The sequence below is a fragment of the Capnocytophaga endodontalis genome (assembly GCF_002209445.1).
In the GTDB taxonomy this organism is placed as follows: domain Bacteria; phylum Bacteroidota; class Bacteroidia; order Flavobacteriales; family Flavobacteriaceae; genus Capnocytophaga; species Capnocytophaga periodontitidis.
This window is the reverse complement of sequence record NZ_CP022022.1, coordinates 488,309-511,816: the sequence shown is the minus strand read 5'-3', so window position 1 is coordinate 511,816 and position 23,508 is coordinate 488,309. Positions and strand designations below refer to the sequence as shown.

25 protein-coding genes and 1 pseudogene are annotated in these 23,508 nt (G+C 37.8%); 19 read left to right on the top strand and 7 right to left on the bottom strand.

Annotation, left to right across the window (positions count from 1 at the left end):
• The first annotated feature begins 23 nt into the window (after positions 1 to 23).
• The 3 genes from CBG49_RS02450 to CBG49_RS02440 are packed head-to-tail and all read left to right on the top strand — an operon-like array spanning position 24 to position 2,262.
• A complete protein-coding gene (locus CBG49_RS02450) occupies positions 24 to 947 on the top strand; it encodes a DNA adenine methylase (protein WP_088593232.1) in 924 nt (307 codons plus the stop codon).
• On the top strand, positions 944 to 1,465 hold the full coding sequence (locus CBG49_RS02445; protein ID WP_088593231.1) for a PD-(D/E)XK nuclease superfamily protein: 522 nt from the start codon (positions 944 to 946) through the stop codon (positions 1,463 to 1,465). The genes CBG49_RS02450 and CBG49_RS02445 overlap by 4 nt, the downstream gene beginning before the upstream one ends.
• A complete protein-coding gene (locus tag CBG49_RS02440; protein ID WP_088593230.1) occupies positions 1,465 to 2,262 on the top strand; it encodes a DNA-methyltransferase in 798 nt (265 codons plus the stop codon). Before CBG49_RS02445 ends, CBG49_RS02440 begins: the two co-directional genes overlap by 1 nt.
• A gap of 119 nt (positions 2,263 to 2,381) precedes the next feature.
• Here CBG49_RS02440 and CBG49_RS02435 read toward each other — a convergent pair whose 3' ends face one another.
• The gene (locus CBG49_RS02435) at positions 2,382 to 3,203 is read right to left on the bottom strand and encodes a leucine-rich repeat domain-containing protein (RefSeq protein ID WP_088593229.1); all 822 of its coding nucleotides are present in this window, start codon (positions 3,201 to 3,203) and stop codon (positions 2,382 to 2,384) included.
• A 384-nt stretch (positions 3,204 to 3,587) separates the two neighbouring features.
• Here CBG49_RS02435 and CBG49_RS02430 point away from each other — a divergent pair, with 384 nt between their 5' ends.
• The 15 genes and pseudogenes from CBG49_RS02430 to CBG49_RS02360 all read left to right on the top strand — a co-directional run bounded on the left by CBG49_RS02430 (position 3,588) and on the right by CBG49_RS02360 (position 15,252).
• Positions 3,588 to 5,927 carry a TonB-dependent receptor gene (locus CBG49_RS02430; RefSeq protein ID WP_088593228.1) on the top strand — a complete coding sequence of 780 codons (2,340 nt, stop codon included), beginning with the start codon at positions 3,588 to 3,590 and terminating at the stop codon, positions 5,925 to 5,927.
• A gap of 196 nt (positions 5,928 to 6,123) precedes the next feature.
• Positions 6,124 to 6,930 (top strand): CPBP family intramembrane glutamic endopeptidase, encoded by an 807-nt coding sequence (locus CBG49_RS02425; RefSeq protein ID WP_088593227.1) that lies wholly within the window; start codon positions 6,124 to 6,126, stop codon positions 6,928 to 6,930.
• A gap of 129 nt (positions 6,931 to 7,059) precedes the next feature.
• Positions 7,060 to 8,253: an NADH-quinone oxidoreductase subunit J gene (locus tag CBG49_RS02420; RefSeq protein WP_088593226.1), complete on the top strand. Its 1,194-nt coding sequence runs from the start codon at positions 7,060 to 7,062 to the stop codon at positions 8,251 to 8,253.
• Positions 8,254 to 8,433: 180 nt separating this feature from the next.
• Entirely contained in the window at positions 8,434 to 9,003 is a 570-nt protein-coding gene (locus CBG49_RS02415; protein ID WP_157668353.1) for a hypothetical protein, read from the top strand.
• A gap of 80 nt (positions 9,004 to 9,083) precedes the next feature.
• Entirely contained in the window at positions 9,084 to 9,476 is a 393-nt protein-coding gene (locus tag CBG49_RS02410) for a hypothetical protein (RefSeq protein WP_157668352.1), read from the top strand.
• A gap of 190 nt (positions 9,477 to 9,666) precedes the next feature.
• Positions 9,667 to 10,284, top strand: a complete 618-nt coding sequence (locus CBG49_RS02405; RefSeq protein WP_157668351.1) for a hypothetical protein — start codon at positions 9,667 to 9,669, stop codon at positions 10,282 to 10,284.
• Positions 10,285 to 10,452: 168 nt separating this feature from the next.
• Positions 10,453 to 10,761: a hypothetical protein gene (locus tag CBG49_RS02400; protein ID WP_088593222.1), complete on the top strand. Its 309-nt coding sequence runs from the start codon at positions 10,453 to 10,455 to the stop codon at positions 10,759 to 10,761.
• A gap of 116 nt (positions 10,762 to 10,877) precedes the next feature.
• On the top strand, positions 10,878 to 11,186 hold the full coding sequence (locus tag CBG49_RS02395) for a hypothetical protein (RefSeq protein ID WP_088593221.1): 309 nt from the start codon (positions 10,878 to 10,880) through the stop codon (positions 11,184 to 11,186).
• Positions 11,187 to 11,265: 79 nt separating this feature from the next.
• On the top strand, positions 11,266 to 11,880 hold the full coding sequence (locus CBG49_RS02390; protein ID WP_088593220.1) for a CDP-alcohol phosphatidyltransferase family protein: 615 nt from the start codon (positions 11,266 to 11,268) through the stop codon (positions 11,878 to 11,880).
• A gap of 3 nt (positions 11,881 to 11,883) precedes the next feature.
• A complete protein-coding gene (locus tag CBG49_RS02385) occupies positions 11,884 to 13,215 on the top strand; it encodes an NAD(P)H-binding protein (RefSeq protein WP_088593219.1) in 1,332 nt (443 codons plus the stop codon).
• A gap of 4 nt (positions 13,216 to 13,219) precedes the next feature.
• Positions 13,220 to 14,086 carry an NAD(P)H-binding protein gene (locus CBG49_RS02380; RefSeq protein ID WP_088593218.1) on the top strand — a complete coding sequence of 289 codons (867 nt, stop codon included), beginning with the start codon at positions 13,220 to 13,222 and terminating at the stop codon, positions 14,084 to 14,086.
• 42 nt (positions 14,087 to 14,128) lie between these two features.
• Positions 14,129 to 14,404, top strand: coding sequence for a flagellar motor switch protein FliM (locus tag CBG49_RS02375; RefSeq protein ID WP_088593217.1), 276 nt, complete (start codon positions 14,129 to 14,131; stop codon positions 14,402 to 14,404).
• Positions 14,385 to 14,519 (top strand): annotated as a pseudogene (locus CBG49_RS02370) (type II toxin-antitoxin system mRNA interferase toxin, RelE/StbE family); the annotation flags it as partial. The gene CBG49_RS02375 and the pseudogene CBG49_RS02370, both read left to right, overlap by 20 nt.
• Positions 14,520 to 14,810: 291 nt before the next feature.
• Positions 14,811 to 15,011: a hypothetical protein gene (locus tag CBG49_RS02365; RefSeq protein ID WP_088593216.1), complete on the top strand. Its 201-nt coding sequence runs from the start codon at positions 14,811 to 14,813 to the stop codon at positions 15,009 to 15,011.
• A gap of 7 nt (positions 15,012 to 15,018) precedes the next feature.
• Entirely contained in the window at positions 15,019 to 15,252 is a 234-nt protein-coding gene (locus CBG49_RS02360; protein ID WP_088593215.1) for a hypothetical protein, read from the top strand.
• Between the two features lie 85 nt (positions 15,253 to 15,337).
• Here CBG49_RS02360 and galE read toward each other — a convergent pair whose 3' ends face one another.
• From galE to CBG49_RS02335, 5 genes are all read right to left on the bottom strand, one after another.
• Positions 15,338 to 16,363, bottom strand: coding sequence for a UDP-glucose 4-epimerase GalE (gene galE, locus CBG49_RS02355; protein WP_088595241.1), 1,026 nt, complete (start codon positions 16,361 to 16,363; stop codon positions 15,338 to 15,340).
• Positions 16,364 to 16,388: 25 nt separating this feature from the next.
• Positions 16,389 to 17,483, bottom strand: a complete 1,095-nt coding sequence (locus CBG49_RS02350) for an SH3 domain-containing protein (protein WP_193433075.1) — start codon at positions 17,481 to 17,483, stop codon at positions 16,389 to 16,391.
• Positions 17,484 to 17,503: 20 nt separating this feature from the next.
• Positions 17,504 to 17,743 carry a hypothetical protein gene (locus CBG49_RS02345; protein ID WP_009418182.1) on the bottom strand — a complete coding sequence of 80 codons (240 nt, stop codon included), beginning with the start codon at positions 17,741 to 17,743 and terminating at the stop codon, positions 17,504 to 17,506.
• 69 nt (positions 17,744 to 17,812) lie between these two features.
• Positions 17,813 to 19,429, bottom strand: a complete 1,617-nt coding sequence (locus CBG49_RS02340) for a DUF6377 domain-containing protein (RefSeq protein WP_088593214.1) — start codon at positions 19,427 to 19,429, stop codon at positions 17,813 to 17,815.
• A gap of 69 nt (positions 19,430 to 19,498) precedes the next feature.
• On the bottom strand, positions 19,499 to 20,656 hold the full coding sequence (locus CBG49_RS02335; RefSeq protein WP_088593213.1) for a hypothetical protein: 1,158 nt from the start codon (positions 20,654 to 20,656) through the stop codon (positions 19,499 to 19,501).
• Positions 20,657 to 20,926: 270 nt separating this feature from the next.
• Here CBG49_RS02335 and CBG49_RS02330 point away from each other — a divergent pair, with 270 nt between their 5' ends.
• Entirely contained in the window at positions 20,927 to 21,118 is a 192-nt protein-coding gene (locus CBG49_RS02330; protein ID WP_088593212.1) for a hypothetical protein, read from the top strand.
• Between the two features lie 64 nt (positions 21,119 to 21,182).
• Here the strand turns inward: CBG49_RS02330 and CBG49_RS02325 are convergent, their stop codons facing one another.
• The gene (locus CBG49_RS02325) at positions 21,183 to 23,369 is read right to left on the bottom strand and encodes a glycoside hydrolase family 97 protein (RefSeq protein WP_088593211.1); all 2,187 of its coding nucleotides are present in this window, start codon (positions 23,367 to 23,369) and stop codon (positions 21,183 to 21,185) included.
• Between the last annotated feature and the right edge of the window lie 139 nt (positions 23,370 to 23,508).

Here is a 23,508-nt window from a genome sequence, read left to right as displayed (position 1 = left end):
ACAAAAGCGTAGATAAAAATTAAATGAGAAAAAATACAAATCACATAGCAAAACCTTTCTTAAAATGGGCAGGAGGTAAAACACAGCTCATAGAACAAATCAAAAAAAATTTACCTAATTTTGTTCATAATGAGAGCTTTACCTATATAGAACCTTTTGTAGGGAGCGGAGCTGTCCTATTTTGGTTACTCAATGAGTTTCCTAATATGAAAAAAGCAATTATCAATGATATCAACAAAGATTTGATAGATACTTATTGCACTATTGCCGAAAATCCTGAGCCGTTAATAACCATTCTTGAGCATTTACAAAGAGAATACCACGCTTTAGAAGATCAACAAGAGGCTAAAAAAGCATACTATTATGAGAAAAGAGCCTTGTTTAATAGCAGAAGTGAAGAAAAACTAAACCAATCAGCCTTATTTATATTCTTAAATCGCACTTGTTTCAATGGTTTATATCGTGTAAATAGTAAAAATGAGTTCAATGTGCCCATAGGGAGTTACAAACGACCTATGATTTGCGATAAAGAAAACATTTTAGCAGTAAGTAAAGCATTGCAAAAGGTGGAAATTATATGTGGTGATTTCGAGCAAACTATTCATTATACAGAAGGAAATACTTTATTCTATTTTGACCCTCCATACAAACCTTTGAGCGAGACCTCTAACTTCAATGCTTATGCAAAAGACAATTTTGACGATAGCGAACAAATTAGATTAAGAGATTTCTGCCAAAAATTAGACAACTTGAACCACTATTGGATACTCAGCAATTCAGATGTAAAAGGAAAAGACGAAAACAACCATTTTTTTGATGAACTATATGCCGATTTTAAAATAAAACGCGTATTAGCTAAGAGAAGTATCAATGCTAACCCTGAAAAACGAGGGGTATTAAATGAATTATTAATTAACAACTATACTAATAATTTTTTAACTATATGATTTACGGAGGAAGAGGAGGAGGAAATACAAAAACAGGTTTAGCTTTTGAAGGTAAAACTGATTTAGCAGAATTTCTAAACTCTCAAAAAGGTTATGAAGTAAAAGAAAATAATGTTTTTTACAAAGGAGAACTTGTTGGAAGAATTTTTAAAAAATACGGTTTTTATAAATTTCTCGAAGAGTTAGATATTGATTGGAAACAATTAATATCTAAAAGATTACTGCCCGATGATAGTATATTTGTAATTATAGCAAATACATTATTCATAATTGAATGCAAATTCCAACAAGTAGCAGGTTCAGTAGATGAAAAATTACAAACTTGTGATTTTAAAAGGAAACAATATCAAAAACTTTTATCAAAAGCAAATATAGAAGTAGAATACATTTATCTATTAAGTGATTGGTTTAGGAAACCTGAATACAAAGATGTTTTAGACTATATTCATAGTGTACATTGTTATTATTTCTTTGAGTATATTCCATTAATAAAATTAGGTTTGCCTGTCCCTGAATAATGCTTAACCCCTATTTCAAATCCAAAGACAAATCATTTTACCTTCTTCACGGAGATACGATGGAGCTGTTACCACAGTTTCATCGTAAGTTTGATATGGTCTTTGCAGATCCTCCTTATTTTTTATCAAATGGAGGACTTACTGTAAATAACGGCGAAATTGTAAGCGTTAATAAAGGAGATTGGGATAAGTCAAAAGGAATAGCTTTTGTAAATGATTTTAATAGACAATGGCTTACTTTAGTACGCGAAGTGATGAAAGAAGAGGCTACTATTTGGATTAGTGGTACGATGCATAACATCTTTTCAGTAGGACAAATACTTACAGAATTAGGTTTTAAAATACTCAATATTATCACTTGGGAGAAAACCAATCCACCCCCTAACTTTTCTTGCAGGTATTTTACCCACTCTACTGAGCAAATTATTTGGGCAAGAAAAGAAGAAAAAACGCCTCATTACTTCAATTACGAACTAATGAAAGAACTGAATGGTAATAAGCAAATGAAAGATGTATGGCGTTTTCCCGCGATTGCTCCTTGGGAAAAGTCGTGTGGCAAGCACCCCACTCAAAAACCCTTATCAGTACTTACAAGACTTATTTTAGCTTCTACCCCACCTAATGCTTGGATATTAGACCCTTTTACAGGGAGTTCAACTACAGGTATTGCGGCTAATTTGCAAGGCAGAAAATTTGTTGGTATAGATAAAGAACAAGAGTTTTTAGAGCTGAGCAAAAACAGAAAATTAGAAATACAAAACCCTGATATATTTAAGAAATACAAATCCCGATTATAAACAAAAAACTAATGGCTATAGCTTTCTATTTGTATGTTTTTCTTATTGTGAATCAATACAAAATGAGCCAATGTGCATACCTGCATATTGGCTCATTTTCTAATTACTAATTTGCTAATTTATTCAATAATAGCAGTAATTTCTTCTTTCCAAGTACTCCAGTTAGGAGCATTCTTGTAATCGTTTACTCTTCTTGAAGGTACATAAATATTTCTTCTTATTGATGACCCACTAATGAAAGCATTATCTCTTTTCAAAGTAGGTACTTCTAAAAAAGCTTTAACTGTAATATTACTTAACACAAAACAATTTGAAAAAGCACTTGCTCCTATTATACGTATGGTTTCAGGTAAGATAGCTTTTTCGGCTTTTTCACACAAAGCAAAAGCAGCTTCCCCTATTTCAGTAAGCCCGGTGTTATCTAAGTTAATTTGGGTAAGAGCTGTGCAGTTGTAAAATGCATTGTCACCTATTTTTTCTACCTTACCAAACTGTACTTCTTTTAGTTTGCGACAACCCTTAAATAGAGAGTTTGTTATTTCTTTAGTGTTGGGGAGCTTTATTGAAGTTATATCGGTATTTTCAAAGGCAGCTTCCCCAAAAGTAATATTAGATGCGCTATTAAAAGTAACTGTACTAATAGAAGAGTTTATAAAAGCATAATCACCTATTTCCTTTAAGTTAACAGGCAGGTTTATGCTTTGTAGTTTGGTGTTTCTAAAAGCATTTGCTTTAATAGTATTTACTTTTTGTAGCTTGCTATCGGCTTGCATATCTAATGAAGTAGTACTAGTGTTAGTCCATTTCACAAGGGTCAAACCATCAGCACTAAGTTCATAATAGCTTGCAGGAATGTCGTTGTTTACAGGGTCCTCTGTTTTGTCTTTGCTACAGCTTGCAAAAACAGTAGCAGCTAAGGTTAAAAATAAAATTTTTTTCATAGTAATTTTTTTTTGATGTTTAGAGTGCAAAGCTACAAAATAATTATCAATAAACAATTAATAATGAAGATATTTTTTAGTATAACCAATTCAATACATCAAAAAGTAAAAGTTTGGTTATGAAATCTTTTTAGTCTATCTTTGCAAGTGACTGATTTATCTTTCCTTTTTTAAACTAATGGCTATAGCTTTCTATTTGTATATTTTTCTATATAACATACTCTAAAAGTAAATGATTATCCTTTGCCAAAATTTCTTGCCCATACAGCTCGTCTCTCGTCATTCGTCATTCGTCATTAAAAAAAGCGTCCATTCCCTCACGCTTGGGCGATGCACCCCTTTTTGCGCTGTACTTTTGCCCCAGAATTTTAAAAGTATTACGCAATGAAAACCTTTTTGAATATCGCCCTTTTTTTAGTGCTTCCGCTTGTAGCACATTCGCAAGATATTACCCAAACACTTAGGGGTACTATTTACGACCAAAGCACTCACGAACCTCTCATAGGGGCTACCATAGTGGTGCAAAACTCTAATCCTGTTATCGGTACAACTACCGATGAGGCGGGAAACTTTTCGATTACTAATCTTTCCTTAGGAAGGGTGAGTTTGGAAATTTCTTATATAGGCTATGAGAGCCGTGTGATTCCCGAACTGCTCATTACTTCAGCCAAAGAAGTAGTGCTTAGTATTGCTCTGAAAGAAGCCGCTACTGAGCTTGAAGGTGTGGAGGTAGTAGCGGGTATCCGCAAGGAGAAAGCCCTCAATGCAATGGCTACCGTGAGTGCCCGCACCTTTTCGGTAGAGGAAACACAGCGTTATGCTGGCGGACTTAGTGACCCTGCGCGTTTGGCGTCTGCTTTTGCGGGGGTCTCTACCGGTAACTTGCAGGACAACTCTATTGTCGTGCGCGGTAATGCTCCGCAGGGCGTGCAATGGCGATTGGAAGGCGTGGAAATCCCTTCACCTCAGCATTTTTCTGGGGGAAACGTCATCGGGGGCGGATTGGTTACGCTTTTTAGCAATCAGGTGATTGGAAATTCCGATTTTCTTACAGGGGCTTTTCCTGCCGAGTATGGCAATGCGCTCGCAGCTGTTTTTGATGTGAAAATGCGCACTGGCAATACTTCCCGCTATGAGCATACAGCACAAGTGGGCGTATTAGGACTCGATTTTGCTTCCGAAGGTCCGCTTTCACGTGCCAAAGGTTCTTCTTATCTCTTCAACTATCGCTATTCTACTTTGGGATTACTCAGTGATTTGAAAATCAATAAAACCGGTCAGCGTATTAAGTACCAAGACCTTTCCTTTAAATTGAATTTCCCTACTGAAAAAACAGGTACATTCTCTCTTTGGGGTATCGGGGGGATTGACAACACTCATAAAGATGCTTTGAGCGCTCCTGCCGACTGGAAAACTGATATCGACCGCGTGAATAACAATTGGGATACTTACGTGGGTACTGTGGGCTTGCGCCACCAAATCACCGCTGGTGAGCGCAGTTTTGTAGAATCACACGTCGCTTTTTCGGGTACTGACGACCGTATTAGCACCGATTATCTTTCCGATGATGCTTCTGTGTTCACTCCCGATAGCCGACTTAAAAAACAAAACGGCACACTCACTTTGGCGACCTCGCTCACTCATAAACTCTCTCCCTTGGCTACTTTAAAAGTAGGGATTTCATCTAAACAACTTTTCTACAAGTATAACCTCAGCGCTGCACAGGATTATGTGCCTTCCACTTATGCGCGTATCGTCAATTCGGCTGGTAATACGCATCTTACCGAAGGTTATGCCCAACTGAAATACCAGCTATCGCCTGCCCTTTTGGCGAATGTGGGATTGCGCACTCACTACTTTGGTTTGAGTAAAGAACTCTCTCTTGAAAGTAGAGCGGGATTGGCTTGGAAACTTTCCGACAAATACAGTTTGAGTTTCGGCTATGGTAAACACTCTCAGCCCGAAGATTTGAATGTGTATATGATAGAAGTAGGGGGTGTAGCTGTGAATAAGGATTTGAAGCTCAGTGAGGCACATCATTTTGTGTTAGGTTACGACTGGATGCTTACCGATAAATTGCGTTTCAAAGCCGAAGCCTATTATCAATATCTGTGGAATATACCAGGGGAAGAGGGTAGTAGCTATTCGCTTATCAATTTGCGCAGGGCGTTGTATCTCAACAAAGCACTCGTGAATAATACCAAAGGGCGCAATTATGGTATCGACCTTACTTTCGAGCGCTTTTTGGGTGATAATTATTACTATCTCATTACGGGGTCTATCTTCAAATCCGAATATAAAGCGGGGGATAATGTGTGGCGTAACACGCGCTATAACAAAGGTTTTGTGCTGAATGCCCTCTTTGGTAAAGAGTTCTATTTTGCCAATAACCGCAAGGTGCTCGATGTGAATGCGCGTGTGAGTGTAACCGGAGGCGAGCGTTACAGTCCCATTTTGGAAAGCCAGTCGGTAGCCCAAAAACGTGTGATATACGATGAAAGTAGGGCTTTTAGCGAGCAATTCCGTACCCTTACCTACGCCGACCTTACTGTGAATTACCGCATCAACCACCGCAAGAGCAGTAGCGTGTTCTCTTTCCAAATGAAGAATGTACTGGGTGCCCCTATCTACATCGACCATAATTACAATTACCAAACCGGACAGATAGAGCTCAGTAAAGCTACTTTGGTGATTCCTAATATCAGTTATAAAATAGAATTTTGAAAGTAAAGGCCTCACCCCCATTCCTCACATACTCTGCTTTTGCAGACTTCTCCGAAGGAAAGGGGGCAAGCCGTGAAAGCGATTATTGTGAGAGGCTAAACATTGTCTTTATTTTAAAAAATGCTCACTTTTGCAGATTGTCCCCCTTCGGGGGAACGGGGGCTTTCTCATAAATTGAGTTTAACTCTTAAATAAAATGAAAAAATATAATCACCCTATTTTGTTTTTTACTCTTTCCCTTGTGATTCCTTGGGTATTGTGGTTTGTGGTGGCTTATTGGAGTCACCAACCCAAAGCACCTAATGCTTTTTGGACAGGCTTTTTTGAATTGGCAGGTTTGTTAGCGCCTATGGGAGTGGCAACCTACCTCTTTACACGTAATAAGGAGCTCTTATCCGACCTCAAAGGGCGTTTTGTAGGCAAAAAATTGCTCACCAACCGCTATTTTTGGATTACCCTCTTGTTTCCACCTCTTTCCATTGTGGTGGCACAGCTACTTTCATTGGACTTAGGGCATAGCCTCGACCAGTTTTACATTTCAGGGCAACCCAGTTTTAGTTCAGCACCTTTCAATGCTTGGTTTGTACTTTGCTTAGCGCCAGTAGTCGAAGAGTTAGCTTGGCATACTTACGGCACTGATGCCTTGCGCAGTAGGTGGACGCTTTTCACCTCATCGGTTATCTTTACCGTGTATTGGGGGTTGTGGCATTTGCCTTTGTTCTTCGTAAAAGATTATTACCAGAGCAACATACAAGCGGAAGGGTGGATTTATACGGCTAACTTTTTTGTGAGTCTGTTTGCCTTTGTGTTTATCATCAACTGGTTGTATTACAAGTCGGGGCGCAATGTATTAGTAGCCATATTGTTCCATTTGGTAGCCAATATTTCCAACGAAATCTTCGCCACCCACCCCGACAGCAAACTGATACAAACAGGCTTATTTGCCCTACTGATGGGCTATATATTAGTGAAAGAAAGACGATTGTTTTTTAGTAAAGAGTGAAGAGTTAAAAGGGGAGAATTTGGTTATTAGTGAATAAATACCTACTTTTGTGGAGCAAAAACACCTTATTTTCTAACATTAGTTAATATGCACTTAGTCTAACATCTCAAAATATTCAATATCAATAATATGAACGCAAAACCAAATCCTGAAAAGCCTGCTATAGTAGTCTTTTTTATCATATTTGCTATAATGCTAATTGCCTCCCTAATGTTTATTTTTGAAGGGGGGTGGGGGGCTATTTATATTTTTATTCTTGCATCGGCAGTTAGTATTGTTATAGCATTTCTGTTCTTTACCTACTTTAGTGTGTATTACAAATGGGCACGCTGGGGGTTGGCCACAGTTGTACTATTTACAGCTATTTCGTTGTTTGATTTATTTCATAATGATATCATAGATTATTATTCGGATAAGATAACTCCGAAGAAATACAAGAACTATAATAACTTGTTTAGTAGTGCCCCTTATCATAAACAAGGCAAGACTATTAGCTTTCTTTCTAAACGCGAAGGTCCTGGGTATGGTAGTACGACTACTGTTGTTTTCTTGAATGATAAAAATGAGCTTATCTTGATAGAAGGAGCTAAAAGACTCTATAAATATGATACTTATGGCAACCTCATTGCCGAATACTACATTAGGCAAGGATATTACGCAAATGATGTGATGAAGAGTTGTTACTTTGACACGCGTAATAACAAATACCTTACTTGGGCTATTGATGGTGATACTGTACCTAAACCTATAACTTTTTTAAAAGAATCAGCAGAGTGGAATGATAGTGAAAGTGAAGCTTTTTTTGAAGAAATGAAACAAACAACTGATGCTTTTTTTATTGATGATGAAGGCTATATATACCGAAAAGAACCCGAAAATAAGCAGTTAAATGATTTGAAGGTTATTTTCTGCAAAGACAATGAGTGGTACTATTTCTTTCTTCCGTTTAACAGAAAATATGAAGAACGCGATGAATATGATTTTCTGCGAGGTCTTATCTCTAAAAATAAAGTAAAAAGCTTTATGAATTTTGAAGAATGGGAGGCTACCAAACGTGATAGTAAGCAACCTAAAGGCATACAACTGCAATATATAGCTAATAATAACAAAGATTTTTACTACGATTTGGTAATAGATAAGGTTACTTTTAATATAAGTGATTATAGAGAAACGGAAACTAACCTACATTTGCCTACTACTTATTTCACTACTCCTACAGAAACTATGGAGGTTTTTGCTCACCTGAAACTCTATAGTAATAAGAATTTGCACTATAAACTGTTTAATGATAGAGGTAGAACTTACATCATTAAGGATGAATAATAGGAGAAAAAGAATTAAAATAAACTAATGAAAACCCCAGCTGGCGCGAGTCACATACTTGCTTGCAGGTTTCAGTGACTTTAGCTCGTGCCTATCATCCCCCCAAAAAACAACCTGCCAAGCTGTGCAATGCAAAAGAACTAAAGCCTAATTAATAAAAACAAGGAAAAATTAATGATAATGAAATTCAACATCAAAAAGAACCAACGATTCCGTCTATTCAGTTTTTCTGGAATCCTGATAATAACAGTAATATTTTCAATTTGTAGTTGTAATACACGTTTATTTCACTGTCCCATTCCTGTGGGGAGAAACTATTATCGGTTAGAAGGAGATGGAGCTCGCCCTATAGATCCTTGCTTTTGGTTAGCATATCCTACTCCTTACCGATTGCAAAAAGGAGATAATATAGATACAACAGCTATATACATAAATAAGGATATAGGTTATGATTATAAAAGGAAACCTTATGTTGTATTTTTACGTTTTTTTGCTGATGGTCGTTGTGCTTCTGGATTTCTTTATGGAGATTCTTTACAATATAATGCCCCCTCAAAACAATGGACAGCTGGTTATTATAAGATGCATAACCCCAACAAGGTTGAATTAGAAGAATTTGTAGCTCATTCGCCAACATCAGCTCGTTATGACCAAAGAATGGGAGTGATAAGAGGTGATACAATCTATGTTTTTAGTAGATTTCGTAGAAAAAAGACTCCTATACCTCCTGCTAATTATAAAAATTGGTAAAACCCCGCTGGTGCAATCCGCGTGGGCAATATAAGAATCAACAGAACATTATAATACAATTAAACAAAAACGAAAGATTTATGGAATGGCAAAGAATAATTATTACTATATCACTTATTACCTTATTATTTGGTTGTAATCCAAGTGAGAATTACTTAAAAAACCATAAAGTTTTTCCGTATTCTGAGGAAATTGTCCAAGAAAAGAAATATAAAATTAGTGTCCAAGAAGCTAATGATTTATATGTCAAATATTTATATGATAATAAAAAAAGTAAGGATTTAGATTATGATGAAACGCTTCTTTCTCCAACCTTAATTATTGATGATCATTATGTGTATTCTTTTCAGAATTTAGTTATGCAAAAGGTAGCAGTTTTCGGTATTTGGATAAATGCTAATACAGGAGAAATAACTACTAATGATGAGTCTATATGGTTAGAAGAAAAAGATATTGTTTCTTTTAAGAAATAAATACCTCCCCCTCAACCTACCAAGCAGCACAATACAAAGAGCTAAAGCCTAAAGGGGAGCCCCGCTGGCGCGAGCTTGTAGCTCGTGCCTATCATCCCAAGAGCTTCTAGCTCTATTACAAATTTATGGTAATCAATTAGATGTATTGTTAAAACCTCAATATATTATTAAGCAGTACAATATAGAAACAATGAAGATATACAAAATAAGAGGTGGAAATGATCCTATTTATGCTAGTATTCACGCTCAAATGGGACAACCTTATGAAAAAGGAGAATATATAAAAGTGACTTGGAATGATTACCATTCCAAAGGGAATGTTATTCCTGATTTTTTATATGGTGGGTATATTGTATGTAAAAGAGAAATAGCAATAGAGCTAAATCAAATATTCAATAAAATAGAAATAGGAGAGCTAGAATGGCATAAAAATCCAAAAGAAATAGTAGCAAAAGATATTCGTAAATTAAGATGGTTACCTAAAGAAGAGGTCGATTTGGTACATATCTATTCTAAAATCAACATTCCTATATTACCTCAAAGTACTGTAATAATGAGTAAAGGAAATGATGGAAAAGATTGGATAAAAGACTATATTGGAGAAGAAACCCTATTTGGTACAAAACATACACCAAGAGAACTTGGAAAGGGTATATTTATTGACAAGCGAGAGCTTGGAGATTTTGATTTTTTCAGAATAGAAAAAAGTACTTTTCTTTTATGTACAGAAAATGTAAAAACTTTCATAGAAGAAAGAGGATTTAGTAATGTTTTATTTTTAGAAGTAGGAGATGTCATTGAAAACTAAATTTTCCCCCGCTGGCGCGTTTCTTGCAGCTCTATAACCAACTGAGAGGGAGATAATCAGTTATCTTGCACGCTACTGTAGGGGCGATTTGCAAATCGCCCTTAAATGAGAGAAATCGTTAAGACTTTATACCTAATATAACACACAGAAACAAAAACTATTTTCAATATGACTATTATAGAACTTATAAAGCAAATCAAACCTATTCCTGAACTGTTCATTAGAAAACATAGTATATTCAGCCTCGAAGTATTTATTGATGGTTGGTGTTATCGTGATACCAAGGAAGATGTAAAAGCTAATGTCTTATACACAGAATTTTATGAATGGCTACAAGAAAAATACAAAGTAGGAGGTAGTGGAGGCTGGGCTGATATACTTCTCTATAAATTTGAAACTGAGGAAAAGGCTTTGGATGAGTTCTTCGTCTTATTCAATACTTTTTATAAAGAAAAATACAAAACAAGTCTATGGTAAAGGGTAATATTTAAAAATGCAACATACTAAAACCTCCCCACAGGCGCGAGTCAGTGAGAGAAATCCTTTAGACTTTATACCTAATATAACACACAGAAACAAAAACTATTTTCAATATGACTATTATAGAACTTATAAAGCAAATTAAACCCTTTCCTGTACTATTTATCAGAAAGCATAGCATATTTAACCTCGAAGTATTTATTGATGCTTGGTATTACCGTGATGAAGAAGAAGATGTAAAGGCAGATATTTTATACACAGACTTTTATGAGTGGTTACGTAAAAGATATAATATGAATGATAGTAGGGGCTGGGCAGATATACTTCTCTATAAATTTGAAACAGAAGAAAAGGCTTTGGATGAGTTTTTCGTCTTATTCAATACTTTTTATAAAGAAAAATATAAAACAAGTCTATGGTAAAGGGTAATATTTAGTTAGGCTCTTAAAAATGCAACATACTAATACAAAAGATTTCTATTGGCAAAATCGTATTTGAATAATGAAAACACTATTAAAAAAATTCCCCTACCTACTGATATTATTTCGGTTTTTATTAGCCCCTACTATTCTGTGGGTGGCGTATAAGGCAGAAGAACCCACCGCAAGGCTATGGATAGTAGTTTTTATCGTTTTAGGACTATTGTCGGATATCTTCGATGGGATTATTGCGCGCTATATGGGGGTCTGCACCGTGGCAATGCGGCGAATGGATAGCCAAACAGATTTGATATTTTGGCTGTGTGTGGGCGTGGCTTGTTATCACCTCAATCCCACTTTGATAGCAGCCTATCGGTATGAAATTATTGCCCTTTTTGTAATGGAAGGACTCTGCTATGGGGTGAGCTTTTGGCGATTTGGCAAAGAAACTTGTACACACGCTTTTCTTTCCAAACTGTGGGGCGTATGCTTATTAGTAGCTTTTATCTCGCTCATCGGCTTTGGTTATGGAGGTTTCCCCTTGCTCTTGGCGGTCTATTGGGGACTTTTCTCGCAATTGGACGTCATTCTTATCATTTTGTTGCTACCCAAATGGCAGAACGATATCCCGAGTAGCTACCACGCTTATCTGCTGAGAAAAGGAAAAGAAATTAAGAAACACAAGTTGTTTAATTAACAAATGAAAACAGAGAAAATATTATTAGCAGGAGCGACCGGCTATTTAGGTCAGTATATATTGGCTGAGCTCCTAAAAAAAGAGTACCCTACCCGTATTGTGGTGCGCAATAAGGCAAAAATAGCACCCGCCCTACTCACTCACCCGCTATTGGAGGTAGTAGAAGCGGAAGTAACCCAGCCTGACACCCTACAAGGAGTATGTAAAGGGGTGCATAAGGTGATTTCAACTGTAGGGATTACCCGCCAAAAAGATGGACTTACCTATGAGCAGGTAGACTTCCAAGCCAACAAGAACCTACTTGATGAAGCCTTACGCGAAGGAGTACGTAAGTTCATATATGTATCCGTATTCAAAGGAGAAGCCATGCGACATATAGCCATTGGAGCGGCTAAAGAACGTTTTGTTGATGCTCTTAAGGCTAGTGGATTAGACTATTGTATCATACGCCCCAGCGTTTTCTATAGTTATATGACTCTATTTTTCAAAATGGATAAGAAGGACATAATACACCTATTTGGCAAAGGACAATATACCATGAATCCCATTCATGGGGAAGACTTGGCTGAGGTCTGTGTCGCCCAATTGGAGCGTTACGAACGGGAAGTCAATGTAGGAGGAGCTGAGATTTTTACACAAACGGAGATGGCTCATTTGGCTTTTGAGGTACTCCATAAACCTGCCAATATAATTTATTTACCCGACTGGGTACGGCGTTTGATCCTAAAAATGGGCAAATACCTCCTCCCTAAAAGTATCTATGGTGCTATGGAATTTGTCCTTACCATTATGGCCATGGATGTTGTAGCTCCTATGCAAGTAGGCAAACATTGGTTAAAGGCGTTTTTTGAATCTATAAATTCATCAGCTGATAGATATTATCTAAAACGATTAAAACAGAGTGGAGAATTTGAGTATTCTCTAGGGGCTAATGCTGAAGAAATTAAGCATATAGAAGAGGAATTGGGCATATTGCTTCCTGAAGTATATGTAAATTTTCTTTCAGAATGTGGTTCCTGCAACTATGGCGATGTGTATATCAATGGTATTTACAAAGAAAAAGACAGTATATCTTATCCTATTGTGGAACTAACTAAACAACTAAGAGACGATTTACATCTCTCAGAGGATTTTATCGTACTACATTACGAGGTGGACGAGTTTCTAACCTTATATAAAGTTTCTAATGGGGTACGCCTAAAAGATGCGAAGGTCTTCGAAGCAGAGGTATTTTGCAATGATAAAGGGGAATTTGAAATAGACAAACCTACTCCTATGTTTGATTCTTTTGAGGAATATTTTGAAGACTTTTTAGACTTAGCAGAAGAAGATTAACCCAATGAAAACAGAGAAAATATTATTAGCAGGAGCGACCGGCTATTTGGGTCAGTATATATTAGCTGAGCTCCTAAAAAAAGAATACCCTACCCGTATTGTGGTGCGCAATAAGTCAAAAATAGCACCCGCCCTACTCACACATCCGCTACTGGAAGTGGTAGAAGCTGAGGTAACAAAACCCGAAACACTGCAAGGGGTATGCAAAGGGGTGAGCCAAGTGATTTCAACTGTGGGAATTACCCAACAAAAGGACGGACTTACCTACGAACAAGTGGATTATGGAGCCAACAAAAACCTCCTCGATGAAGCTTTGCGCGAAGGCGTACAGAAATTTGTGTATGTATCGGTATTCAAAGGTGAAATGATGCGACATATCGCCATTGGGGCAGCCAAAGAACGTTTTGTCGATACCCTTAAAGCCAGTGGGGTAGACTATTGCATTGTGCGACCCAGTGGTTTTTACAGCGATATGGGTAACTTTTTAAAGATGGCAAAAGGGGGGAAAGTGCGTTTGTTTGGCAAAGGACAATACGCAATGAACCCCATTCACGGCGAAGATTTAGCCGAAGTGTGCGTGGCACAATTAGCAAGTACTGAAAAAGAAGTGAATGTAGGCGGTGCTGAGGTCTTTACGCATACCGAAATTGCCCGTTTAGCTTTTGAAGTGTTGCACAAACCTGTGAAAATAAGCTATTCACCTGACTGGTTACGGCGTTTTATTTTGAAAATAGGCAAATATTTGATGCCAAAGAGCGCTTATGGTACCATAGAGTTTGTTTTCACTGTAATGGCAATGGATTCGGTAACCCCTCTAAAAGTAGGAAAACACCGATTGAAGCCGTATTTTGAAGCGATAAAAGATTGTTAATCACAAAAATAATTGTATATTTGCCAAAAAAAATAAAAAGATATGAGAACTACAAATTATAATATGATAAATTACAATGTAAGTATTCCTGAGGCAGAAGTGCCTATTTTTGAGTCTCTTTTCAAGAAGTACAATGTGATTGTAGAGCCAGTGAATGCAGTAGCTGAACCTATTGAGGAGTATGTGCCCAACAAAAAAACCATTGAAGCTATTGAAGAAGGCGATATGTTAGTAGCAAAATATAAAAAAGGACTTGTAAAAGGCTATACCAACGCAAAGGAAATGCTTAATGATATTTTTACTAACTGGAAATTATAAAGGTTGTATGGAGTGCCATATAGAACCTGATTTACTATTGATTTGAAAGCAATATGAAGAAGAAAAGTTGATTACTCTAAACAGAATAGAAACACATTCTGATTTATTTAGTTGATGATATAAGAAACAAAAATCCCCTTGTATGTAAAATACAAGGGGATTTTTGTTGTGACACACAAGAAGTGAAAAGTGTTTTGTTAATTAAAAATTCTGATAAATTGAGAGTTAAGGATTTATGTTCCCGCTCTAATATTTTTAGAAAAAAACTCTAAAAATATTTGTTTATTAGAGAGAAAGTCTATATTTTTGCAGGGTTAATAAATCGTAAAAATGATGAATAGATCACCGCCTTTTTAGTATTTCTCTATGTGTTACAATTGTTTGTCTAATAGTAAATTTAAACAAAATGAAGACTTATATACAACCTAATGAAATGGCACAGCAGGAGTATTTTGATAGGCTCCACCAGCAACGTGCCCTCGAAGTATTGGCTCAAGCAAAAAAAATGCAGCGCCCCTCACGCTTTTTGCCTCACCATATTAGCGGTTTAGGCAGAAGTTTGCAAGAGCTAAAACACTTTGGCAGAACTATCAACAACAACAATTAACAGTATAATGAAAATAACAATGAAATCTAAAGGCAACGGGAGTCGGGAGACTTGCCGTCGCAACCAACTACTGCGCTACCAAGCGGTAATGAATGAGTTCAACGCTCACGATGCGCGTTATATCCCTATTACGGTAATTTGGCGAGAGTTTATCTATCCTAAATTCTTTATTTCGCGCAAAACGCTTTATCATATCCTCAATATTGATGTAGAGCAGGAGTTGAAAAATTTAAACCTTTAAACAATAATGGCTGTTCAGTCCTCGCCTGAACAGCCATTTTTTTTAACTTTTTACCACATATCCAGCTGTGAGTCCCTGCTGGGCTTTACTTTTTACTTCTCACTTTCTGTTCCCATTGCCAAGCCGAGCGCATCGCATCGTCCAAAGTGCTTTGGGCTTTCCAACCGAGTATGTTATTAGCCTTATCAGTGTTAGCATAAGCAGCGGTGATATCACCAGCACGTCTACCTACGATTTGGTAGTTCAATTTCTTGCCCGATACGCGTTCAAAACTTTGGATAACTTCCAGAACGGTACTGCCTTTGCCTGTTCCTATATTGAAGACTTCATAGTTTTCGGGATTTTTGCTTTCTAATAGGCGTTGAAGCGCAATCACGTGAGCTTTTGCCAAATCCACAACGTGAATATAATCGCGAATGCAAGTGCCATCGGGGGTAGGGTAGTCGCCACCGAAAACCGAGAGTTTCTCGCGTAAACCTATAGCCGTTTGGGTGATATAAGGCACTAAGTTCTGAGGTACGCCTAAGGGCAGTTCGCCTATTTCAGCCGAAGGGTGTGCCCCAATAGGGTTAAAGTAGCGCAAGGCAATCGCATTGAGCGAAGGAGTAACCTTGCAAGTATCGCTGATAATCTCCTCACTGATTTGTTTGGTGTTACCATAAGGTGATTCGGCTTTTTTCACAGGAGCATTCTCAGTAATAGGCAACTCATCTGCCTGACCGTACACAGTGCAAGACGAACTGAAAATGAAGTGTGCTTTGGGCAACTTGCTCAGTTCTTGCAAGAGGTATACAAGGCTGGTAAGGTTATTTTCGTAATACAAAAGCGGTTTCTCCACGCTCTCACCTACCGCTTTAGAGGCAGCAAAGTGAATCACCCCTTGCACATCGCGATGACGCTTGAAGAAATCTTGTACATCAGCTTTATCACGCAGGTCGAATTTCTCGAACACCGGCATTTTACCTGTAATTTTAGCAATGTGGTCTTTTACATTTTCTTGGGCATTGGAAAGGTTATCAATGATAACCACATCAAAGCCTGCGTTTTGTAATTCTACAACGGTATGAGAGCCAATAAAGCCCAATCCACCGGTTACTACTATTTTTTTCATTTGTTTATTAATTGAGTCACATTTATTATTTAAGGCTGATACAGATGTACTGTCCATATTGGTTGTATTTATCTATATCTTCAAATAGACTAATATATGCGTAAAAAACTTTGGCATATAGTTTTCCATTACTACCCATAAACCTTTCTACTTTTCCCTCTTTATCATACATAATAATCCATTCAGTAAAAGTAGTTGAAAATACTTTCTTTATTTTATTTGTTTCATCAACATTATAAAGTGAAAACTCCATAACTTTTTCGGGATCAATATCATCAAGGGTTATAAAATGCTGTTTATCGGGGGTGATATAAGGATAGCCAGATAAGATAAGTTTTCTACCTGTGGTTTTATCAACCAAGGCACACCCCCAACTATCATAGTACATAGCACTAATAAGATATTGGTTTAGAGGAGGTATTTCACCCATATAAGAATGAAGACTATCAAGATAAGTAATATATTTTTGTTTGCATTCTTCGCAAGGCAATCGTAGTTTTCCTTTTACCGGTTTGATGACATTGGTAGTATCTAAAAAATCAACAGCGTTGGCTTTTTCGGTGAGATATTCGTCTTTAGTCACAAAGCGAATGCTTATTTTCTTTAGTGGTTTCTTGTCTTCAGTAGTAATCAGGTCTTTGTAATTGAGTTTAATCTGGCTAATATCGCCAGTTTGCTCTTGCTTTATAAAAACTTTTTCCCATTGCCACATAGTTACATTATTTCCACTAGGCGTCTTGTATTCCCTTTGAATGTTATACTTTATGGCGTACCAATACATAAGTTCTTCTATGACCTCCACTTTTTCTCCGTAAGGTAGTTTGCCAAGACGAGTACTTTTATCATCAGCTCCTTCGTAAAACTCAATGCCATCACGAGTGGTAACAAACACTTTCTTGATAGTAGGTGTTTTATAATCAATAGGATTGCCTATTTTTTCATCTTCAGAGTTTATATTCTCAGCTGAATTCTCCTCTTCTGTATAAATCTCATCAGCTGTTTTACTTGTCTCTTCTTGGGCAGGAGAGGATGAGAAATATTCACAGCCGCTAAATAGACAACAACTGATGAATAAAATTGGTAATAAGCGTATATGTAAATAATTGTTATAGGGGTTCACAAATATTAATTTTTGGGAGTTTATAGTTCATTGAGCAATTCGTCTAAATCAATAGCTTCTTTTTTGCCAGCACGTATGTCGTCAGCCTCTTTTAACGCTTTAAAAAAACGTTTTTTGAGTTCTTTTTGTTCATTAAGTACAACATTTGATTTTGTACTATTTTCTTTAGTTTTAGTAATCGACACAAAATCAAGATTCTTAACGAATTCTATAAATGATAAAGCTTGCGGACTATTGTCTATGGTGATTGTGTAAGTCATTTGTTTTTATTTTATCGCCACAAAGGTACAAAAAAAAATGATTAGCAATAAAGTAGCTTACTTTTTGTGTTATTTCTTGCCTATTTTCATTACTTTTTCTTCAAAAGTTTCTCTCGGTACGATAGCTTTGTTGCGCACACGGGTGCGATAGTTGTAAATCGTATTGGTGGAATAGTGTAAGAAAGTGGCTATTTTAGAGCTATCGGTGATGCCTAAGCGGATAAGGGCAAAGATACGCAACTCGGGGGTCATTTCGTGAGGTTTGGGGGCAAAACGTTCGTCTTCGGCTAATAGAGCGTTGAACTCGGTGATAAAGTGGGGAAATAGATGCAAGAAAATATCGTCGAACAGCTTGTAGAACTCTTTCAGTTCTTGCTCTATCATCTCGGTAGAGCGGAGCACTTTGTTGAGTTCGTCCCAATTGCGGTCTTTTGCCTTTTTGGTAAGCATTTTTTGGTATTTTTCTAATTTGCTGATGTACACCGAGCACAAGTTGAAAAACTCGCCTATATAGGCTTCTTTTACTTCGTTGCTTTCGTTGAGTTGAGTTACTACGTCGCGCAGGTGTTCGTTGAGTTGTTCTAAATCTTGGTTTTTGTGGTAGAGTTCCTTGCGTATTTTGGCGATGCGCTTCATTTGGCGGGTGACCAATACTACGGCAATGATGAGGAAAACGGCAAACAACCCTACTAACAACAAGGCGTTGCGCAATTTGGTATTCTGACTGTGAATGCGTTCCTGATAGGCTTTTTCGATGATAGGGAAAATCTTCATCACCTCATCGGAACGCAGTTGAGCATTGCAAAAAGTAGCGTCTTCCATCGCCGATTTGATACAAGTGTAAGCGTTCTCTACTTCGCCTAATTGAAAGAGTGCTGAGGCAAGTTCGAGCATCGAGGCGTTTTCTTTAATAGCATCTTTGATGTCGCAACTCGCCGAAATAGCAAAGTATTCTATTTGTTTAGGGACATTCTTTTTCTTTTTGTAGAGCGTGCCCAGCACATAGCCTAATACGGCTTTTTCGTGTTCATCGGTGTGCATTAGAGCAAAGCGGTCGAGGAGGAGTTTTTCGGCTTTGTCATACCTGCCGGCATCGGTGAGCACACCAGCATAGAGGAGGATATAGTGAGTGGAATTCTTATCTACTAAATTGAGAAGGAGATCGCGGTAAGCATTGCTTTTAGCGATATAGGTTTTGGCATCGGGGTTGTTGAAAGCGTAGTTGTTGTAGAGATTGAGGTAGCAGTTGTAGTACTGAATGAGCTGAGGTTTTTGCAGTTGTTCTTTATCAATAGCCTTAAGAAGGTCGGCAGCATCTAAGTAGTTGCCCGAAATGATGTAGAGAGAAGCGAGAGAGAGGCGGGAATCGTTTTGGAGGTCGGGTTTTTGGAGTTCTTCAGCAATGCGGATATTCTCTTTCACGTAGTACACCGCCGAGTCGGATATATAAGTTTTAAACTCGTCGAAGAGGCGTTGGTTGATAGCATAACGTTGTTCAGCAGAGGCATTGGGCACTCGTAGCAAGTCGATAGTTTCTTTTATTTTGCGTTCTTTTTGCTGGGTGTAGTTATCTTTCTGTTTGATAAGTGCGGTGAGGTCGTGAATGAGCGTTTGATTTTGCGCCATTTGCGCCAGAGCGCAGTAGGGGAGTAGTAGGAGGGTTATGATAAGGCTTTTGTACTTCATTTTCAAACATTAATTTTCAGAGGCAAAAGTAAGAAAAATTTGTCAATTTGCCAATTAGAGAATTAGATTTTACTTTCCTATTCTATATGTTTGATTTCCTATTCTCAATAATTGATATTGCAAATGTTTATGGCTATACAGACTTATCCATCCAAAAGTTTCTATAGTTTCGGTATCATTTTTAAAGTAATAGGTAGGTAGAGTGCGAAGTTCTTCTTGAGATTTTACAGTTTTGAAACGAGTTTTTAGATGATAGGTAAGTGAAGGTTTCACGATATGATAATACAAAATGGTAGTATAGCCAAAGTTATCTCGGTAGGTTTGTACGTACTGCGGACGTATATAGTTGCGAGTTAAGCTTTTTTCTTGTTTAGGAAAACGTTTTTCATCAAATAGCTCAGGGTAATTGTATTGTGTTTTTAGGGTGTCTTTGCCAAAGGAAGCACGTTCTATATCGGTGTAGAAATATTGCCATTTGTCGTCTTTTAAGAAGACGATTTTATTCTGTTTTCCCTTTGTTATTTTAAAACAAGAGGCTTTAGTTTTCACATTGTTTTCAAAAAAGTTTTGTTGTTGTGTTGGTGTCCATTTTTTAGATGCTTCGATAAAGGTCATTGGTAGGAAATTTTCATCATCGTTTAGGAAGAATGTACTATAGGTATTTTCATCGATATTGATTACATAATCATCTAAAATATAAGCAGCTTTTTTATGGTCTCTATCAGTTGCAATATCCATTGATTGTTGATAGCCTAAGGTGTCGAATTTCAAAATATAAGAAGATATTCTATCATCTTGAACCATAACCACTTCATTTCGGCGATTGAGAAAACAACTTGTTAAATCTTCCGATTCATTAGTAGGAACTTCGTGAATACAATTTCCTCCTTCTTGGGCGCAAACAGATATTTCATAGTCTAAATCTTCATAATCTCTGTAAGCTATAGGCAAGTTTTTTTCTGCTCTCAGTTTAGAGAAAGAAACGTCTAATTCGTCCATTATCCACGCAAAAAAAGCAATGGTGCAACCTATCGCTATAACGGAGGATATTTTGTGCTTGCAGCAGATAGCATAGAATGTCCATGTCCCTAAAATCAAGGGGATAGGGAGAAAAAGAAACCACGCTTGTGTATATAAGCCTGTGGCAAACTGATTGACAAGGAAGATAAAGAAAGCAGAAAAGACAATACCAGCGATTAGTGCAGGGAAAAAGAGGTCTTTTTTCATAGTATTTTATTTTTAAAGGCAAAAGTAAGAAAAATTAGGGAATTAGCAAATTTGTTTTGGTGTAATTTTTGTTATAATAATTATAAGATTTATGTCGCTACACTTTGCCAAAGTTTTAGACTTTGGCAAAGTTTATTTACTGATAATCAATCATTTTAAAGAATGTTGTGTAAAAAAGTATGTGATAACTGGATATGTGCTTTAAACGTTTCTGAGAGTAAACATATTTATTCACAATCTATTCTTGTTACATCTTAAAAATAATTGACTATGACAACAGAAGAAAAAAGAGCTTTTGAAAAACAAATGTGGGATAAACACCGCATACAAATCGCTTTTAAAGAAAATGAACAACCTTATGATGAAAATAAGGTGTATTTTCCTGAAAAAGTAGCCGCTGCTAAAGAACTATTTAGCAAATTAGGACATCCTAAAGATTTCTTACCGAAAATTACTAAATAATCACAAAAAAGCTGCTAAGCACGTCGCTTAGCAGCTTTTTTTCACTATTATATTACTGTAATTGCTATCGTTTTTTTAATCCTTTGGCTTGTGCCTTATCGGTGAGGGGGTACAAGCTAATGGCATAGCCTCCGCCTGCTACTGAGTGCAGAGTGAGCTTGCTCTTGTTGGTCACCAATACTTTTTGAATAGTATAGGCTTGCGGATTGGTTTGATAGTTGGCATCTTTGGCATCGGCGTAGATAGTGGCTACATAAGTAGTTTTGGGCTCTAAGAAACTGAAGTGAATCTTGGAGGTAAAATCCTTGCCGGCTGTATTGCCTACAAACCAATTGCGAGTGCCTTTGGCTTTGCGTGCCACAGTGATATAAGCCCCTGGTTCGGCTTCTAAATAGTGGCTTTCGCTCCAATCGAGCGCAACCTCTTTGATAAACTGAAAAGCATCGGGAAAACGGCGGTAGTTCTCTGGCAGGTCAGATGCCATTTGCAGCGGACTGCTCATCGTTACATACAATGCCAATTGGTTTGCCAAAGTGGCATTGCAGTGTGAATGGTTGTTGGGGTTGTTCTTGCTGATGTCCATTTCAAACACGCCAGGAGTATAGTCCATCGGTCCGCCAATAAGTCGGGTGAAGGGCAACACACACACGTGATTGGGCTTGCTACCGCCAAAGGCTTGGTATTCACCTCCGCGCGCCGACTCGTTGCCTATGAGGTTAGGATAGGTACGACACAACCCCGTAGGGCGCACTGCCTCGTGAGCATTCACCATAATGCGGTAGTCGGCAGCTTTTTTAATAGCATAAAGGTAGTGATTGTTTACCCACTGACTGTAATGGTTTTCGCCTCGCGGAATGATATTCCCTACATAACCGCTTTTTACGGCGGGGTATTCGTATTTGTTCATCAGCTGATAGGCTTTGTCCATAAAACGCTCATAGTTGCGGATAGACGAGGAAGTTTCGTGGTGCATAATCATCTTAATTCCCTTGCTTTTGGCGTATTGGTGAATAGCTTCGATATCAAAATCGGGGTAAGGTGTTTGGAAGTCGAATACCAAATCTTTGGAATGTCCAAACCAATCTTCCCACCCTATATTCCAACCTTCTACCAGTACACCATCAAAACCATTTTCGGCGGCAAAGTCGATGTATTTCTTCACGTTTTCGGTAGTAGCCCCGTGCTTGCCGTGGGGTTTGAGGGTGGTGTAATCGGTTTTACCGATATGCACACTAGGCACATCGTAAGTATACGACCATTCTTTCATACCGGTAATCATTTCCCACCATACCCCTACGTACTTCATCGGGTGAATCCAAGAGGTATCAGCTAAAGCGCAAGGTTCGTTGAGGTTGAGGGTGATATCCGAAGCTAAAATATCGCGGGCATCGTTGCTAACAATCACTGTACGCCAAGGCGTTTGGGCAGGGGTTTGCATATAACCTTTGGCACCGTTGGCATCGGGGGTAATCCACGATTGGAACACGAAAGTCTTATCGTTGAGGTTGAGGTGCATCGCCCCGTAGTTTACCAAAGCAGCCTCGTGCAGGTTGATATACAAACCATCGTCAGTTTTGAGCATTAAAGCGGTTTGTACGCCCGTATCCGAAAAGCCTGTTTGTGCTAAATTCGCCTGACGCCCTTTTTGGTTGATAGCGCGTATTTCGGAGAGGCGTGATTGCTGATAGTCGTACTCTTGGGTATCGTAATCGCCGGGTATCCACCACGCTTGGTGATCACCCGTCATTGCAAACTCGGTGCGTTCTTCTTTAATCACAAAGTAAGGCATTTGCTTTTGTTCGGGGAACTCATAGCGGAAGCCCAATCCGTCGTCAAACAATCTAAAACGCAGGTTCATCTCTCGGTGGGTGTCCTTCTGTTTGAGGCTCACCAATAGCTCGTTGTAGTGGTTGCGAATGTTTTGGCTTTCGCCCCATACGGGTTGCCAAGTTTCATCAATGCTTGTATTTTGGGTATTCACCACTTCAAAATTATGGTAGAGAGAGGTGTTTGCCCCCTCTTTTTTGGTGATTTCAGCGCCAAATTTCACTTCATTGGAGCTAAATAGTTCAATACCTAATCTACTCGGTTTAACTACTTCTTTTCCCTTGTAAAAAAGCGAATAGGTAGGTGTGCCTTCCGCGTTGAGTGAAAAAGAGAGTTTCAGCGCTTTGTTAGGCGAAAATAACTCCTGCGCTACAGCAGTAGCACAGGAGAGGATAGTTATTGTTATGAAAGTAAGAAATCTCATAAATTAGCAAATTTATTAATTAGCAAATTAGCAAATTTGGTATGAGCTATATAGGCATTTTTAATTTTCTAATTTGTGGATTGTCCCCTTATTCACTTACTCACAATTGTGGTGTACATATTCAGTTATGAGCCTTCGC